The 17,693-nt window shown below is 42.4% G+C and carries 17 protein-coding genes; 1 reads left to right on the forward strand and 16 read right to left on the reverse strand.

The annotated features are described in order from the left end of the window. Together WA010_RS05435 and ovoA are read right to left on the reverse strand one after the other, a co-directional pair. Positions 1-758: aminotransferase class I/II-fold pyridoxal phosphate-dependent enzyme (locus tag WA010_RS05435; protein ID WP_422556130.1), on the reverse strand; the 758-nt coding region annotated here is incomplete at its 3' end. Further along, positions 694-2,112: a 5-histidylcysteine sulfoxide synthase gene (ovoA, locus tag WA010_RS05440; protein ID WP_422556131.1), complete on the reverse strand. Its 1,419-nt coding sequence runs from the start codon at positions 2,110-2,112 to the stop codon at positions 694-696. The genes WA010_RS05435 and ovoA, both read right to left, overlap by 65 nt. A 102-nt stretch (positions 2,113-2,214) precedes the next feature. On the opposite strand from ovoA, the gene pgeF reads away from it, so the two are divergent. Continuing rightward, entirely contained in the window at positions 2,215-2,964 is a 750-nt protein-coding gene (gene pgeF / locus WA010_RS05445) for a peptidoglycan editing factor PgeF (protein WP_422556132.1), read from the forward strand. Here the strand turns inward: pgeF and dxs are convergent. The 14 genes from dxs to aat form a co-directional block, all read right to left on the reverse strand. After that, on the reverse strand, positions 2,948-4,765 hold the full coding sequence (dxs, locus tag WA010_RS05450; RefSeq protein ID WP_422556133.1) for a 1-deoxy-D-xylulose-5-phosphate synthase: 1,818 nt from the start codon (positions 4,763-4,765) through the stop codon (positions 2,948-2,950). The two genes, pgeF and dxs, sit on opposite strands and share 17 nt — an antisense overlap. 73 nt (positions 4,766-4,838) lie before the next feature. Then, positions 4,839-5,600 (reverse strand): flagellar assembly protein FliH, encoded by a 762-nt coding sequence (gene fliH, locus WA010_RS05455; protein ID WP_422556134.1) that lies wholly within the window; start codon positions 5,598-5,600, stop codon positions 4,839-4,841. 5 nt (positions 5,601-5,605) lie between these two features. Next, positions 5,606-6,631: a flagellar motor switch protein FliG gene (gene fliG / locus WA010_RS05460; protein ID WP_422556135.1), complete on the reverse strand. Its 1,026-nt coding sequence runs from the start codon at positions 6,629-6,631 to the stop codon at positions 5,606-5,608. A gap of 10 nt (positions 6,632-6,641) precedes the next feature. Next, positions 6,642-8,360, reverse strand: a complete 1,719-nt coding sequence (gene fliF, locus WA010_RS05465; RefSeq protein WP_422556136.1) for a flagellar basal-body MS-ring/collar protein FliF — start codon at positions 8,358-8,360, stop codon at positions 6,642-6,644. A 12-nt stretch (positions 8,361-8,372) separates the two neighbouring features. Continuing rightward, entirely contained in the window at positions 8,373-9,467 is a 1,095-nt protein-coding gene (gene hisC, locus WA010_RS05470) for a histidinol-phosphate transaminase (RefSeq protein ID WP_422556137.1), read from the reverse strand. Continuing rightward, on the reverse strand, positions 9,464-10,546 hold the full coding sequence (gene pheA / locus WA010_RS05475; protein WP_422556138.1) for a prephenate dehydratase: 1,083 nt from the start codon (positions 10,544-10,546) through the stop codon (positions 9,464-9,466). Before pheA ends, hisC begins: the two co-directional genes overlap by 4 nt. Then, positions 10,543-11,322, reverse strand: a complete 780-nt coding sequence (locus WA010_RS05480) for an HAD-IIA family hydrolase (protein ID WP_422556139.1) — start codon at positions 11,320-11,322, stop codon at positions 10,543-10,545. The genes pheA and WA010_RS05480 overlap by 4 nt, the downstream gene beginning before the upstream one ends. Positions 11,323-11,331: 9 nt before the next feature. After that, positions 11,332-12,534 carry a diaminopimelate decarboxylase gene (gene lysA, locus WA010_RS05485; RefSeq protein WP_422556140.1) on the reverse strand — a complete coding sequence of 401 codons (1,203 nt, stop codon included), beginning with the start codon at positions 12,532-12,534 and terminating at the stop codon, positions 11,332-11,334. A 16-nt stretch (positions 12,535-12,550) separates the two neighbouring features. Further along, entirely contained in the window at positions 12,551-13,639 is a 1,089-nt protein-coding gene (locus WA010_RS05490) for an LptF/LptG family permease (RefSeq protein WP_422556141.1), read from the reverse strand. Then, positions 13,639-14,190 carry an aminoacyl-tRNA hydrolase gene (gene pth, locus WA010_RS05495; RefSeq protein ID WP_422556146.1) on the reverse strand — a complete coding sequence of 184 codons (552 nt, stop codon included), beginning with the start codon at positions 14,188-14,190 and terminating at the stop codon, positions 13,639-13,641. The genes WA010_RS05490 and pth overlap by 1 nt, the downstream gene beginning before the upstream one ends. Continuing rightward, positions 14,190-14,726: a 50S ribosomal protein L25/general stress protein Ctc gene (locus WA010_RS05500; RefSeq protein ID WP_422556142.1), complete on the reverse strand. Its 537-nt coding sequence runs from the start codon at positions 14,724-14,726 to the stop codon at positions 14,190-14,192. Before WA010_RS05500 ends, pth begins: the two co-directional genes overlap by 1 nt. Positions 14,727-14,794: 68 nt before the next feature. After that, a complete protein-coding gene (locus tag WA010_RS05505) occupies positions 14,795-15,982 on the reverse strand; it encodes a type IV pilus twitching motility protein PilT (protein ID WP_422556143.1) in 1,188 nt (395 codons plus the stop codon). 3 nt (positions 15,983-15,985) lie between these two features. Continuing rightward, a complete protein-coding gene (locus WA010_RS05510; RefSeq protein ID WP_422556144.1) occupies positions 15,986-16,963 on the reverse strand; it encodes a transaldolase in 978 nt (325 codons plus the stop codon). 32 nt (positions 16,964-16,995) lie between these two features. Then, positions 16,996-17,667, reverse strand: a complete 672-nt coding sequence (gene aat, locus WA010_RS05515) for a leucyl/phenylalanyl-tRNA--protein transferase (RefSeq protein ID WP_422556145.1) — start codon at positions 17,665-17,667, stop codon at positions 16,996-16,998. Positions 17,668-17,693 lie beyond the last annotated feature (26 nt).

The following is a 17,693-nucleotide window of genomic DNA, read 5'->3' on the forward strand; positions in this document are numbered from 1 at the left end:
TTTCCCGGTCCTATCAACGTCACTGTATTGTTTAACAACTCATCAGAGAGTGATGCAATCGGGATATGTTTGTGCGGTGCAAAAACGATATCACTATGGATCTCATCGCTGATAATGCGGATACCGTGTTCCAGACACAATGTTCCCAATGCCAGAAGCTCATCACGGCTCCATACCCGCCCGATGGGATTATGAGGGGAGCAGAGCAATAACAGTTTGGTTTTCGGTGTGATTTGCGCACGTAGACGCTCGATATCGAAACGATACATCCCTGCACTGTCTTGTTTCAATGGATGAAGAAGTAAGGATCGGTTATTCTCTTTTACCATGCTATAAAACGGAGGATAAACGGGATCCATTACGATCACCTCATCCCCCTCTTGACTGAATGCACGGATAGCATACCCTATCGAGGCGACAACCGCGGGGGAATAACTGAGCCATTCACGCTTTATCTCAAAACTATGATGCTCTCTCATCCAGCCGATCTGTGCTTCGTAGGCGCTATCACTCATAATCTCATATCCGAGGATCGGATGGAGAAGTCTCTTATTCACCGCGTGGATGACACACTCAGGAGTTGCGATGTCCATATCGGCAACCCACATCGGCTGGACATTTTCCGTATGAAAAAGCTTTTCTCTTAGAACATATTTTTCGGCATTAGTAGAAGATCGGTCGATAAAACGAAACTCATTCATACCGTTTTTTCCATTGCTCATATATCCGCTCAATGCGCTCATATGTCTCTTTTTCATTCTCGCCCTCACCGATTACATAGCGAAATCCGGCGTGTTGGATGAAATGGCGGCGAAAAGCATAGCGCGACTCTCTCATGATCTCATTGCCGGTCGAGATCCACGATCCCCCTTTGATAAGGTTGTGTTTTCCATCAAACGTTGGCTCGGTAAAATCCTCATACCACGGATGAGTGAAAAATCCCTCATGCGGAGCCATCTGGCTCTGAGTCCATTGCCATACGTTCCCGACAACATCATAGAGTTCACCATGCGCAAAAGTATCGACAGGAACAGAGGAAGCATAGTGGGCGAGGTTGATGTTGGCGCGTGAATCATCAAACACCTCTTCATCCATCCCCCCTGCTTGTAGCATGACTCTATGTTCTGCTTCAGTAGGGAGACGATAGGTTTCACCCTCCTGCGCACTTTTCCAGCGACAAAACGCTTCGGCTTCGAGGGTATTGACCTCTACCGGCCAGTTGTATGGCATATCGATAAGATCGGTGAGGGCTCGGTATTTATAGCTTCCATCGTCTTGACGTACCCAAAACGGCGGACATACAGCTTTACGAATGTGAAGATATTTTAATCCCTCTTCATCCCACCACCTGCTAACTCCATATCCATTTGCCGATACAAAATCCAAAAACTCGCCGTTGCTCACCAGATATTTTGAGGCTTGGAATGCTTCGACCTCTACCGCTGCCCTGCCGTATTCGTTATCCCATCCATACAGCCCATGATCATCTGAGCCTTTGCCAAGGGTTACCTTGGACGCAGGAAAATAAACCATACTGTTTTCCGGAATATCCCCATGAACAGGACAGATCGAAAAATCTGCGTGAGGACGAATATATTCAAGAGGCATCTGACGATGCAATACACTCGACGTCTCGATATGGATTCGTTCATGCTCGATCCCCATCCAGATTGCCCAAAATGGATCGCTTTGGGTTATCGGAAGCTCCATCGGCATACTCATAATCATCTCATCCACAAGATTCCGCACCTGAAGGCGATACACTCTCACCTCAGCCACACTCGGCCAACGAAGCGAATCACTCGAAGCATCCCATGTCATCTCATCGACACCGACGGCAAACAACTCTTCGAAATGGGGATTAATGCGCTCTTTGAGTGCACCTGAAGCAACAAGTTTATTGATGTAAAAAATCGCTGTATGTCCGAAATAAAAAATCATCGGATGGCGGGTCGGTTCAGATTGGCGGTAAAACACCTCATCACTGTTGAGTAGTTCAAATAACGATTCAAAGAAATCGAAACTTTGGTGGAAATAAGATTGCAGTTCCACACGTTTTTGAACGATATCCTCTCCATCCAAACGTACCGACCTCATCTGTTTTTGTAACACAACATCGTCCTTATCACATTTTGGGTATTGTAGCAAATTTCTTAAAAAATCCGCCCTTGATCTTTAATCCCGCCTAAAACTCTCATACGATACACTCACCGAATGAAAACAATCCATTCCACACTTTTATCCCCTTACCCTCACATCACGGCGTGTTTTACCTCGCGGCACGGCGGAGTTTCTATAGCACCTTATCACAGTGCAAATCTCGCTTTTCACGTCGGAGACAATCCCGATGATGTTGTTCAAAATCACGATCTTCTTGCCGCTAAGCTAGGCTTCAATCGCCACTCGCTCATTCATATGCGTCAAATTCACTCCGATACAATTGTTATCGTTGATAACTCTTTCACCTTTGACACCCCACCCGAATGCGATGCCCTCATCACCAACTGTCCACAGATTCCACTCATGGTGATGAGTGCTGACTGCACAGGGATTTTGATTGTCGATCCCATCAAAAATGTAATCGCAGCGGTTCATGCGGGACGCGCGGGAGCACTAAACAAAATCCTCCCGAAAACGATCCAAAAAATGGGAGAAGAATTCGGCTCTTTAGCAAAAAATCTCCATATCGTATTGGGTCCTTCGATCCATGGATGCTGTTATGAGATCAACGAAACGATTGCCTCAGAGTGTACGGCAAAAGGATACGATTCGGCATTGCGAAGAGAAGATAAAAAAGTTTTTTTGGATGTTAATACGATTTTGCTTGAACAGTTAAAAGCTTTGAGTATAGAAAACGTCGAAGCGTGTGATCACTGTACATCCTGCCGATGCGATGAGTACTTTTCCTACCGTGCCGATCAACAGCACACAGGGAGAATAGCGGGAGTTATTTTCCTGAAATAACATGTGCCAACTGTTCGGGTAAAAGCCCTAACGATTCTTCGACCAGCTTGGTGTTACCATGTTTAATAAATGTATCATCGTACTCGAAACTCACTACCGATACATCGGTAATTTTCTCTTCCGATAGCCATTCAAGCAAGGCACTTCCAACTCCCCCCATACGAGCAGAATCACTAAATACATACCATTGTTTATGATTTTCAGCCATTTGCCGTAACATCTGCGAATCGAGCGGTTTCACAAAACGCAAATCGAGCAAGGAGGGTTTCTCTTCCATCAAGGCAATCGTTTGAGCTGCGCGCCCTACCCCATTACCGTATCCGATGAATAAACGCTCAGATGCATTGGAAATCAATAATTGAGCTTTACCTGTCTCATACGGAACAGATTCCGGTAATTGAGTTTCAAAAAATGAGCCTCTCGGATAGCGGATAGAACAAGGGTGTTGATAACCAGCCGCATACTCGACAATCTGATGAAACGAGAGTTCATCACGTGGAGCACACAGTGTCATGTTAGGGATGAGACGTAAGAAACTGATGTCAAATACCCCCTGATGGGTTTCACCGTCTTCACCGACGATTCCAGCACGATCAAGTGCGAACACCACCGGCAAATCCATCAAACATACATCATGGATCACCTGATCGAAACCCCGTTGTAAAAAGGTAGAGTAAATCGTACAAAACGGTTTAAACCCCTCTTTGGCTAAAGCTCCCATCGAAGTAACAGCATGTTGTTCCGCTATCGCCACATCCCAAAAACGTTCAGGGTATTTCTCCATCAAAGCTGAGAGTCCCGTACCGCTTGGCATCGCTGCCGTAACGCCCACGATTTTCTCATTTTTAGCGGCTTGTGCCATTAGAGCATCGGCATAGATTTGTGTGGCACTTTTAGTGGAACTTTTACTATTTGCCGCTCCGCTTTTGAGATCGAAAGGAGAGACACCATGCCATTTTTCATGTTTCCCCTCGGCAATCTCATACCCTTTACCTTTGATGGTCTGGATATGAACCAATACCGGTTTTCCCATCCCTTTAGCAATCTCAAACGTCTCAATGAGCGATTTTAGATCGTGCCCGTCAATCGGTCCGATATACTCGATCCCCATCTCTTCGAACATAATCCCTGGAGTAATGAGCTTGAACGACTCCTCAAACCGCTTGGCGAGATAATGAGCCCCCTCCCCAAAATTATCGACGAACTGCTCCGTTTTACGTTTAAACCGCTGATAAAACGGACTCGCCATCGCCGAACTGAGCATACGGCTGATTGCACCGATAGGTTTAGCGATAGACATCTCATTGTCATTGAGGATAATAATCATCGGATATTTGCGATCCCCTAGCTCATTCATCGCTTCATACGCCATCCCCGCCGACATGGCACCATCTCCGATCACCACGACAGGAATACGGCTCTCTTGCTCATTTTTAAGAGCTATCGCTTTGGCGGCACCAACCCCCAGAGAAATAGAGGTCGAGCTGTGTCCTGCTACAAAATAATCGCTGGGTGACTCAGAGGGTTTGGTATACCCGCTCAATCCGTTAAATTGACGGAGGGTAGCGAACTCTTCCCAACGATCCGTCAATAGCTTATGGGCATAGGATTGGTGGGATACATCAAAAATAAAAGGATCTTTGGTAGAGTCAAACACTTTGTGCATCGCCACAATAATCTCAGTAGCACCCAAAGTTGAACTCAAGTGACCGCCATTGGTGCTAACGACTTCTAAAATACGATTGCGTATCTTTTGAGAAAGCTCTTCCAATTGGGGTAAAGTAAAATTTTTGATATCCATTATGATGCACTGTCCTAAAAATTGTTTAGTATACGAATACTATAGTATAAAAGTGAATGTGTACGAAACGGCTTTACGATTCGAGCAAGAGTGAACGTTTAAGTCTCTCATAACGCTTTTTGATCTCCGAATCGATATTTCCCGCATCGCTGATAGCAACGACGCCACCTAGGCTGATAGCACGATCAGAGAGTACCTCTACATGGGTTAGTGAACCCACTTTTTCAGAAATAAACCCATGATCGGCCGGATTGACCCGTAAGGTGATTTTAGAGGCATCTTTCAGCTCTTCAATCAAATCATTCGAGAGTTTAGCCGCTATCTTAGAACTATGCTCGGTCGTTTCAATACCTATAACTTCTTTAGCTATATCAAGAGCCGTATGGGTTAGCTCTTTTTGGATCGATTCGAGAGCAATAACAAAATCAACCGCTGCATTTTCAAGAGTTTTAACCGACTGAGAAAGCTGCTCATGCGATTGGGCACTTTGACCTGAAGTTTTAGCTTGTTCTTGGAGAATACCTGCAATCAATCCCTCTTCATACCCCACTTTTTTAGCCTCTTCAAGTGAATGAGCATGTTCTTCTTGCATTGATTCAAGCCGCATTTGCATCTTAATCACATTGGAACTCATCTCGTCGGCTTTGTTAAGTAATGATTCAATTAATGCATCTTTCGAAGAATTACTATTGTCATGATGATCAACCATCATTTCATGATTAATTTCTTGCGTTGCTTCTTTGATACTTGTACCGCTAAGAGATGAAAGTATCTTAAACTGATACTTGCTGATATTATGGCTTCCAGAACGATTTTGTTGAATAACAACGTCCATTTATATTAGTCCACCATCTCTTCAGATTCGCCTAATTGTAAAACCCCTTGCTCTGCCAAAGTTTGAACCGCATCAACAATTTTACGTTGAGCGCCTTCAACTTCTTTAACCTTTACTGCACCTAAAAACTGCATCTCTTCAACAAAAGACTCTTTCGCACGTTGAGACATATTAGCATAAAATTTTTCTTTAAGTTCCTCCGCAGAACTTTTAAGTGCCAACATTAAATCATTTTTATCAACTGCTTTAAGGATTTCTCGAATACTATTTGTATCTAAATCAATCATATCTTCAAATGTAAACATCATCTCTTTAATCGATGATGCCAATTCTTGATCCAATTGCTCAATTTGCGCTAAAGTCGCCTTAGAAACTTTTGCACCCAGCCGGTTGAATACATCGGCAACCGATCTTGGTCCACCCACTTCAACTTTATAAGTAGCCAATGCTTCTAATTTCGATTCTAGAACTGCACTCACCCGTTTAATAATAGAGGGAGAGATATCTCCTAATTTTGCCATACGCATAGCAACTTCTGCTCGTAAATCATCAGGAAAAATATACAATGTTTCAGCCGCTGCAGAAGGATCCATATGAGCTAGAATCAATGCTATCGTTTGAGGATGTTCTGTCATAATAAAGTCAGCAAGCTGTTGTGGTTTGATTTTTGCCAAATAAGAAAAATTTTGACTATTTTGCATGGTTTTACTCAAACGTTCAAGCACTTTTTTTGCTTCATCTGGTCCCAATGCTTTATATAAAATTTCACGTGCGTATTCTAAACCACCCGTATTAAGATACTGATTAGATTGGATAATAGCATAGAATTCTTCCAATACCGCTCCCGCCACATTTTTTTCTATTGAGCGATTATTAGCAATGTATTTTGAAATTTCCGTAATTGCTTCAACACTCATGCGTGAAAAAATAGTTGCTGTAACATCTTCTCCCAACTGAACCAAAAGGATTGCGACCTTTTGAGTCATTGTCATTTCTTCAAAATTAGCTTTCTGGGTCGGTGTTAAATTCATACTAAGTTTCCTATTGCCGCTTATTCATATCATTTGGACCATTCTCTTCATCAATAAGAGTTTGAATCAATGAAGCAACTTCTTCAGGATGTTCTTCCGCTAGTTCTCTCACTTTTTCAAGCAATACATCATATTTCAACTCATCTTCATTAAAATTTTCCCCAAAGCCAAGCTGATTTTCAACTTTTTTACGCATTTGCTGTACTTTTTCAGCTAAATCTTCATCTTCATCATCTGTAACATTAAGGTTTGGCTTTTCAAATTCTTCTTCTTCTCGACTGAATTCGAGCATACGCTCCGCAAAAGGGATAATTATTTTTTTGTAAGCAACAAATAATATGATAGCTACAAAAAGATATTTAAATACTGAAGAAAATGGGGCGAGATACGTAGTGACAAACTCTGTAGTTTTAGAAGCAGCATCCTTGGGTAACATATCTGCTTTTGTGGTTTGAAACTCAAAATTTCGGATGCTCACTTGATCTCCGCGTGTTTCATCTACCCCGATAGATTGTTTAACTAATGCATCTATCGCCTGCAACTGCGTTTCGTCCAAAGCGATGTATTCAACTTCATCAGTCGGCTCACCCGCTGCATCTTTTTTCGGCTCATATTTACCATCAACGACAACCGCTGCTGTCATACGCTTGATACGGGCAAACTCCATTTTTGTCGTTGAAACCGTTTTGGAAATTTCATAGTTCGTAGTCCCTGTAGTTTTTTCGTATTTCTCACCGCTTCCACTGTTAGACAATCCCTCCACAGGACCAATATTGCTGACTGCACCAGGAACACCACCAGTTGGAGCAGTTGAGCCACCTTCCCGTTTTTCTTCCGATGATTGTTCACTTCGGACAACACTTTCAGGGTCAAATTTTTCGGATGTTGAACTCTGTTCTGAAAAATCATATTCAATCGTTACTTTAGCAACGATACGTTCTTTTCCACCAATAAACGGAGCAAGAACATTAATAATTTTCTCTTCTTGTTTTTTTTCTTCTTTTGTTTTGTATTGCTGCTGCATTGAAGAGAGCTCTCCCATTGCAGCCGCCGCATCATCATCACCCAGGGCTTCCCCTTCTGAATCGATCAACGTCACATTTTCTGGAGTCAACTTCGGCACCGCTGCGGCAACCAGCTTTTTAATTCCACGTATCTGTTTTGCAGTCAGTTTTCCACCGTCTTTTAACTGTACCATAACGGATGCTGATGGCGGCACTGCTTCAGAGACAAACAACGTCTCTTTCGGTAATGCCAATGATACGCTTGATTTTTCAACCGGTCCCAATGAATCAATCGAACGAGCGAGTTCCCCTTCTAATGCTCGACGGAATTTTACCTCTTGATCAAAATTGGTTGCACCAAACTCTTGTTTATCAAAAAGTTCAAATCCTACATGCCCCTCTTTGGGTATTCCCATAGATGCAATCGTAATCCGTTCTTTATAAACAACCTCTTTTGGAACTTCAATTACATTATCACGTGGAATTCGATAAGGGATTTTATCTTTTTCGAGTTGTTCAACCACTTTTGCAGCATCTTCACTACTTAGTTGATCAAAAAGAGTTTGATACTCATCCTTGCTTGTTGATCCTTCAGAAGTATACACTATCAAAAAGACCAAAAAAGCAATAATTCCTACAACGGCTGCACCGATAATAGTTTTTTGTGCTTGAGTGAGCTTTCCAAAAAAAACAACAAGTTGCGAAAAAAGAGCCTTAAAATCCATTGTTACCTATTTTTATACTAAAGGATCGGTGAGTTCAAAAAATCGGTCATTTTGAACCGATGTTCCGATTGTAACGCGAATCGCGTTCAATCCGTAACTGCTTAAATCACGTACAATCATACCCTTTTTTAAGAGTTCTTGCGCAATTTCTGATGAATTTTTTTCTTCAGGAAGGGATAAAGTGATGAAATTCGTATAACTATCGATCACATCGATCCCCTTATGACGTGCGAACTCTTCATAACGAGCCATTTGAGCAAAATTATCGGCGATACACTCTTGAACAAACGCTTCGTCTTCCAATGCTACTGATGCCGCTTCAAGAGAGAGGGTTGTGATATTAAACGGAGGGCGAACTTTGTAAAGTGCTTCGATGATTGGAGCTTGCGCGATACCGTACCCAACACGCATCCCACCCAATCCGTACGCTTTTGAAAATGTCCCCAAGAAAAGGACATTATCGAAACGCTCAATTAAATCTTTCGGCGCAACCGCAAAGTCCGGATTTTTAAAACGGGCATACTCCATGTACGCCCCATCAACGATGACGAGGGTATCGCTGTCCACTTTAGCGATAAAATCGATCATCTCTTGCGCAAGAAGGCCATCACCTGTCGGGTTATTAGGGGTACAAAGGAAAATGATAGAGGGTTTGTGCTCTTGATAGAGAGCATAAAATTCCTCCATTTTATGTTCACGTGACGCGGTTCGAATAATCTCTGCCCCCACCTGTTTCGCATAAATTTCATACATCGCAAAGGTTACACTGTTGATGAGAACTTTTGATTCGCTGTGTGCTTTGGCATGAATCGCAAATTCGATCACCTGATCACTCCCTGCGCCGATAATGAGCTCATTATTTTGGATAGCGTATTTGTTTGAGAGGGCAGATTTGAGTTTCACCATCGAATCATCCGGATAAAGTGCCATATTGTCGATAATGCCACGTACCGCCTCTTTTACTTTCGGCGAACATCCAAACGGGTTTTCATTACTTGCTAATTTTACAATCGAGTTTTTGTCAATCCCATACTCACGAACCACCAACTCGATCGGTTTCCCCGCCTCGTAGGTTTTGATTGATTCTAACGCTTTATTAAATTTCATAATTCTCCCTTTACGTAACTTCCCAACCATGTCACTTCGTCAACATGCTTTTGAACTAATGATTGAATTTTAGGCTCATCAATGTGACCGAAAAAATCAATAAAAAACCAGTATCCGAACCCGTCATTATCGCGCGAAGGTCTGCTTTCGATTTTGCTTAGATTGATATCGGCATTGTTGAAATCTTCGAGAAAATGAACCAATGCACCCGCTTTTTGAGCATCTTTGAGACGAACCAAAATCGATGTTTTGTCCTCGCCGCTGATACCGTTTTTAAAATCGCTGAGGATAAAAAATCGGGTAGCGTTGTTATGGGTATCTTCGATATTTTCAAACAGCGTCGGAACCCCATAGAGTTTTGCCGCAATATGAGAGCAGATAGCCGCTGCTTCAGGATCTTTAGCGGCTAAAATAGCTGCTTTTGCCGTTGATTCCACCGGAATATGTTCCACGATATCTAAGCCATGCTCCGCCAAAAATTCCCGACATTGACCAAACCCTTTGTCTTTGGAATAGATCCGCTTAATATGGTGAATTTTTTCCGCTTTCGTTGCAAACGCCATATGAATCGGCATATAAAGCTCTGCTACGATTTTCACACTGCTTTTACCGAGTAAATCGAGCGTTTCCCCTACAACACCATCTCGGCTGTTTTCAATCGGAACCACACCAAATTTAGCACGCGACGCTTCCAAAGTTTTAAAAACTGCTTCAATAGAACCAAGAGAGAGATAATCACTCATCGCCCCAAAGCGAGACTCTGCCGCCTGATGGGTAAAGCTCCCCTCAGGTCCCAGATAGGCAATACGCTCTGGGAGTTCGAGATTACGGGCGACCGCAAAAATCTCTAAAAAGACCGCTTCAATCGCTTGAGCATTGAGCAGTCCATTCGATGCTTCACTGATTTTCGTGAGACGATCAATGATCGATTTTTCCCGCTCAGGACGATAAATCGCCGCATTATTTTCATGCTTGATCTCACCGACACGGTGTACTACTTCCATACGACGGTTTAAAAGGGCAACAATCTCGTTGTCAATCTCATCAATACGTGCTCTGCACTCTTCTAAAGTATTCATAAATGCTCCAATATTGCCTGCATATCAGGATAAATTTCTGCCGGTCGTTCGGAAATTTTCAATGACGGAATAATCTCATCAGCATTTCGAATTTTTCCGCTGAGGACAAAAATCCCTCTCATCCCCAACGCTTGCGCTCCGATGAGATCCCCTTTAACATCGTCACTGATAATCGTAATCTCACTGAACGCCGCTCCTGCTTTTTGTCTCCGAAGTCTGGACAATGCCTCTTCGAAAAACGGAATGCTTGGCTTACCGACAACCGTATACGGAGTGGATGTCGCGAACTCTAACATTTTCAAAATGGCACCCACACCGGGATAGCGTTTATGATTTTTTGCATAGAGTGTTGTCTTATGCATCCCTACAAGCTCTGCACCTGCGAGGAGAAACTCAATCATCTGCGCATACTCATCAGGGGTAAAATCCTCTTTGATCGCAACCAACACCACATCAGGGGAACTAAAATCGAGAGTGTACCCCATCGAACACAGTACATTCAAAAAGGGTTCTGATCCGTACGCCGCAATCTTTTGGTTTTTATCAATATGACTCTCTAGCATCATCAGAGGATCGAGATAATGCTCATGCGGTATATTCAAACCTATTTGGTTCAAATACCCTAAAAATTCATCGCTCGGGTTTTTAGTACTGTTAGTAATCACCATATAGGGAATGCGCTGAGTGTTAAGATAATCGATAAAAGCAACCGCCCCACAAGTAGGAAGCTTTGTGTGATCGTCAATTAATGTCCCTTGCACATCCACAAAATACATAGCTGATCCCTACAGGTAGTCGCGCTCTAACGCGATGACATCTTCAAACGCTTCACGACGTCGAATTAAACGTTCTTTGCCAGCTTCTACCGCAATCTCGGCAGAACGACCACGAGTGTTGTAGTTACTTCCCATTCCAAAACCATACGCTCCGGCACTGTGAACAACGAGAATATCGTTGTGTTCCATCGGAGGAAGCGGATAGTTTTTAGCCAAAAAGTCACCGCTTTCACACACCGGTCCTACCACATCAGCGGGCGTTACGTCACCTTCTTTATCCAACGCTTCAATACGATGATACGCCTTGTAAAGACTCGGTCGAATGAGATCGTTCATCGCACCGTCCACCATCACAAAACGTTTCGCACCATTGTTTTTCTCATAGAGTACTTTGGTCAGGAAATAGCCTGCATTTGCCGTTAAAAAGCGCCCCGGTTCACAAATGATCGTCACATCGATCCCTTTGAGTGCCGAAAGGATTGCTTGGGCATAATCGTAAGGTTCAATTGTCGTTTCATTATCGTAACGGACACCCAATCCACCGCCGATATCGAAGAATTTGAGTTCAATATCGATCGCTTGGAGTGAGCGGAGCAAATCGGCAACAATTACCGCCGCTTCATAGATCGGTTCCAACTCGGTGAGCTGGCTTCCGATATGAAAATGGATCCCGACGGGGTCAAGATTTTCAGAATTTTTCGCTTGGATATACATCCGTTTGGCCGCTGTAATTTCAACACCGAATTTATTATCATGCAGCCCTGTAGAAATATACGGATGAGTTTTTGGATCGATATTTGGGTTAACACGAATACTGATACGAGCTTTGGTACCAAGCTCGCGTGCGATCATCTCGACACGTCCGAGTTCTGCTTCACTCTCGACATTGATGTAGAGGATATCGGCTTCAATCGCTTCGTGTATCTCATCGTCGCGTTTGCCCACCCCGCTGAAAAGGATGCGGTATTTCGGGATTCCCGCCATCAAGGCACGGCGAACTTCACCGATCGACACACAATCGGCTCCAGAACCCTGCTGTGCAAAATGTTTGACAACGCTTAAGTTTGAGTTCGCTTTAACCGCGTATGCAAGAATCGATTTTCGCCCGCGAAATGCCTCTTTTAACGATTCAAATTGCGTTTTCATCGCATCAAAATCATAGACATACAAAGGTGTTCCGTAGGTTTGCGCCAGAGCTTTAAAATCGATCACTCATAATCCTCATTGATTAGTTTTGTCGCGATTTTACCCTAACTCTCCTTAGGGGATTTCCAAGTCGCCATAACATTACACCACCAAGGAAGATAATCGGGGCTATAATTCCGATTTCAGGGGCAAGTGTTTTATTATTTGAGAGTTCACCCATCATAAAGAGAACCCCCCAAATAATCAGCGTAACCAAAATAGCACTAAAACTAAACAAAGAGAGATTCAAGAAACGGGCACTCACCGGAGCATAAGTGAAAAAGATTACCATCAATATTGGTGCAAACCACGGTGAAATAAAAATACGATACAGCGCACTCGTAATTTTAGCGACATCCACATTTTGGTTTTCAAGCAATTTCAAAGCATCCAATCCATCCCCAATGGTAAAATTAGCCTTCCCCTCATATACCTGATCCAAAATTTTAGGTTTAAAATCACGCAGTACTTTTAGATTTTCCCGATCTTCACTCACAATCCCAGATCCTTTTAGATCAAACCCTTGCGGAGGGCGAATCAGGTGTGCTTTTTGTATATTCCAATATCCATTGTTATAGACTGCTTCTTTGGCACTTAGTGCCTCTTTAAGATGCCCTTGCTGAAACGTAAAGATGCGAATATCTTCTGAGCGTTTACTCAGAGGATAGAGATTTCCAAAATAGATGTAATTCCCCTCATGGGTAAAAAAAAGATTACTGGTCGGGCGGATAAACTGCGACGTTTCACGCAAATTGTTAGCAAATTCATTTGAACGGGCAAAATTAGTCGCATGAAGAGAAATATAAATAATAATCAAAAGACCCGCTACAGTTAAAAAAGGGGTCATCATCGCTCTTTTTGAATACCCTAATGCATAATATGCCGCCAATGCATTAGAACGAACCAACTCAACCAAAGAGGCGATAATCGCAAACACCAACGAGATAGGAAGCATCATGTCTACCGCATAAAAATACTTATACATAATGTAAATCATGACAAGGTTAGCCGAGTTAGGAAGTTCTGAAGCATTGTCCATCAAATCGAATCCAACCATAAAACTGGTCAGTGCGATCAAGACGATCAAGAAATAGCGTAGATAAATAGATGATAAAGTAGTAAATGCGAGCATTACACTCCTTTAAGTGAACATTTTGCAGCCACATCACTGCAATTATGAGTTAAAAGCATTTCTACCGCATCTGCCGCAGCACAAATGAATGTCTGGAGTTTAGCTTGCTCGTCGGAGGTAAACGTATGAAGCACATAATCGGCTACTTGTGATTTGTGTTCGGGCTTTCCAATCCCCATTCGGACACGAATGTACTGAGGAGTTATCGCCGCATCAGCTGATTTCAACCCATTATGTCCCCCATGACCGCCACCGCTTTTAAAGCGCAATGCTCCAAAAGGCAAATCCAAATCATCATGGACAACAATTACTTCATCAATCTTATAAAAATTTTTAACGGTGAGGATAGATCGACCGGAGAGATTCATGTAGGTAGTAGGTTTCAGGAAAAAGTGTGATCCCATTTTAAACAACTCCCCTTCAAAGGAGCTCTTGGAAACGTTTTGCACACTGTGACGACGACACAGTTCATCGATCACCATAAAGCCGATATTATGACGAGTTTGAGAGTACGTCGAGCCGGGGTTTCCCAGTCCGACGATTAGCATAATTATTTCGCTTTAATGATACTGAGAACCGATACACGGTCTGAATCAGTAAAGGTAACGTTTTCAACACGTGCAAGATCACGAACCAATACAGAATCACCCAAATCAAGTGGAGCAACATCAACAGTGATGGCAGTTGGCAAGTTTTCAATCGCCGCTTTTACACGAAGACGTTTTTTAGCTACAAATAACATACCTTTATTTTTCAAACCGATAGGAGTTCCTACTGCGTTAACCGGAACATGATAGTGAGTAACAACACCTGGTTGTGCAACCATCAAATCAACGTGCAACAAGTTGCCTGAAACCGGATGAGACTCATATCCTTGAACAACAAGGTTCATCTCTTTACCCGCTACGTTTACAGCAAATGCTACGGTCTCTTTGTTGCGCACAGTACGGATAAAATCGTTCATTTTGAACGCAGCGTGAATATTTTCAAGCCCTTTTCCGTAGATGTTGGCAATAAGATAACCATCACGGCGATACGCTTTTGTAGTAGCTTTGCCAATACTCTCTCTTACGATACCTTCTAACATAATTCATGTCCTTTAAATAAAATGAGGGGAATTATACTTAAAAACAGTTAAAAGTATCCTAAAATATTTTACTCTTTTAGTGCAATATAATCATCTTCGCTCAATTCTTTCAGTGCATCATCGCTTCCTAATTTACCTTTTTCAACTGTGGCACTTAATCCTTCCATGCGAAGTTTTAAATCAGACGGTGATGTTGCATAAGTCAAAGCATTGTCACGTGAAATACGCCCTCTCAGATAAAGATCCAATATCCCTTGATCGAAGGTTTGAGACTTATAGAGCTCTTTACCATCAGCAATTGTATCAGGGATCTCAATATCTCGATTTTCCGCGATTAACTGCTCTATACGAGCTGTACGGATCAAAATTTCAAGTGCAGCGGTACGCTTGCCATCCACTGTTGGAATCAAACGTTGTGAAATAACTCCTTTGAGCACCGAAGCCAACGTCATACGAACACGGTTTTGTTCACTTGCCGGAAATACAGAAACAATGCGGTTTACCGTCTCCTTTGCGTCAAGTGTATGGAGTGTGGAAAAAACTAAATGACCGGTATCTGCAGCATGAAGAGCAATGTCTATTGTTTCCATGTCTCGCATTTCACCCACCAAAATAATATCAGGATCCTCACGCAATGCTGCTCGAAGAGCCGTACTAAAACTATTCGTATCTTGTCCAACACTACGCTGATTGATGATACACTTGCGATCTTTATGAACAAACTCTATCGGATCTTCAATGGTAATAATATGTTTTCGACGATTCCAATTGATTTCATTAATCAATGCAGCCAAAGTGGTCGATTTACCGCTTCCCGTAACACCTGTTACCAAAACAAGCCCCCGTTCCATCTCTGCAAAACTGTGAACGATTTCGGGTAACAGTAACTCATCTACTGTTAGAATTTTTACCGGAATCAAACGGAAAACCGCTGATATCCCCTCCATCTGAAAAAAAATATTGATACGAAAACGGGTGTTTTCATCAAACGGATAGACAAGATCCAACTCTTTTTTTTCAAGCAATTCAGAAAAACGAATTTGAAGTAACTCTTTCGCAAATATAAGCGCATCATCTTTGGATAAAATTTCACCAGATAGCGGAATAATTTCACCATTTATACGAGCACGAACAACGGCATTGGCTTTAATGTGTAAGTCACTTCCCCCTGCATCTACCATCCGACGCAAATAACCTTTAATTTTTTTTAAAACATCCAAATTTAAATCGGATTGATCGTGGATAGCTTGATTCATCATTTACTCCAATGCACTTAATATTTCGCTAAAAGCTACTTTAAAAGCATCTAGCCCTTCACTAATTTGCTGATCGATTAGAGTATCCATATCGATTCTTGCATTCGCAACTTTAGTTTTATAACTGTCGATAACTTCATCATTTATCGGTAATTTTAATACTCTGTCCCCACTATCGACAAAAGCATCAATCGTTACGATTGATGCTGTATTAACACTATTATACGCCAAAAGCTCATCAATGTAATAAGATGCCCTAAATTCAGAGCCTTTTACCCCAGTACTTGCAAATAATACGCGACATTTCGGAATACTTAAAGCCTCAACACGATTGTAAATATCTGCCGCATTTAGAATTCCCATTTTACCGGTTTCAATACCAGCTAGACGGAGTGTCTCATCGATAGCTCGATCAATCCGGCTGACAAATACACTGATGACGGTATCAACACTCGCTTTATGGGATGCCCGTTCAAATGCCCTCGCACAGTTCAATGCTTGCTCAAGCGAAAAAATCAGCGTCGCATTAACAGCAATCCCCTCGGAAGCTAATGTTTCCATTGCACTATAACCTGCCTGAGTTGCTGGAACCTTAATCATGACATTGGGTCGGTTAATACTCTTGTGGAGACGTCTCCCCTCTGTTACTGTTGCTTCTGCATCATCACACAAAAATGGATCGACTTCGATACTCACGTATCCATCATCTCCCGCGTCATACAAAGAATGCAAAATATCTGCTGCTTTTTGAATATCAAAGATTGCCAATGCTTCGTATTTTTCTTTTGGGGAGAAATGTGTGAGGGTAGCGAGCTGTTCTTTATACGCAGGGGAAGTTAAAATTGCACTTTTAAAAATAGCAGGATTAGATGTCGCTCCATTAATAATCCCCTTTGTAATCAATTCTTTAAATTTTTCATCCAAAAATGTTCGTTCAATAAAATCAACCCAAAGGGCAAAACGTGCTTCCGCAATGTACATAATCCAAAGCTCCGAGTTAAAAAATGCACCTATTATGCCAAAATAGAGTTAAAAGTTGTATCATACTTATACGATTGACTCAAGCGAAATAAGAATTCTTTACGAGAAACTTCTTTAGCCCCCAAACTTTTGAGGTGATTGGTGGGGACCTGACAATCGATAAAATCATATCCCCACTCCCACAATCGGTTCACCAAAACAGCAAAAGCAACTTTAGAAGCATCAGAGACTTTAGCAAACATCGACTCACCGCAAAATACTCCTCCGACACTCACCCCATAAAGCCCCCCAACCAAAATCCCCTCTTGATACGCCTCGACACTGTGCGCATACCCTAGTGCATGGAGTTCTTCATACGCCTCAATCATTTCCGGAACAATCCAGCTTCCACTTTGTCCCCGTCGAGGTGCAATTGAGCATTCACGAATTACTGACGAAAATGCCGTATCAAAACGGACTTCGAAATAGGGAATTTTTTTTCGTAATGACCGAGTAAGCTTAAAATCATCCAGTTCCAATATCAATCTCGGATCAGGTGACCACCACAAAATCGGATCGTTTGCACTGTACCACGGAAATATCCCTAAACGGTATGCCAGCATCAAACGTGAAGGGGAGAGATCACCGCCGTAAGCAACAAGCCCTTCCTCGGAAGCATTAAGAGGATTAGGAAACGAAAGATGATACGTGAGACGAGGGATCATACCGCATAATCAAAGTGGAGTTGATC

Source organism: Sulfuricurvum sp., from assembly GCF_049305995.1.
Lineage (GTDB): Bacteria > Campylobacterota > Campylobacteria > Campylobacterales > Sulfurimonadaceae > Sulfuricurvum.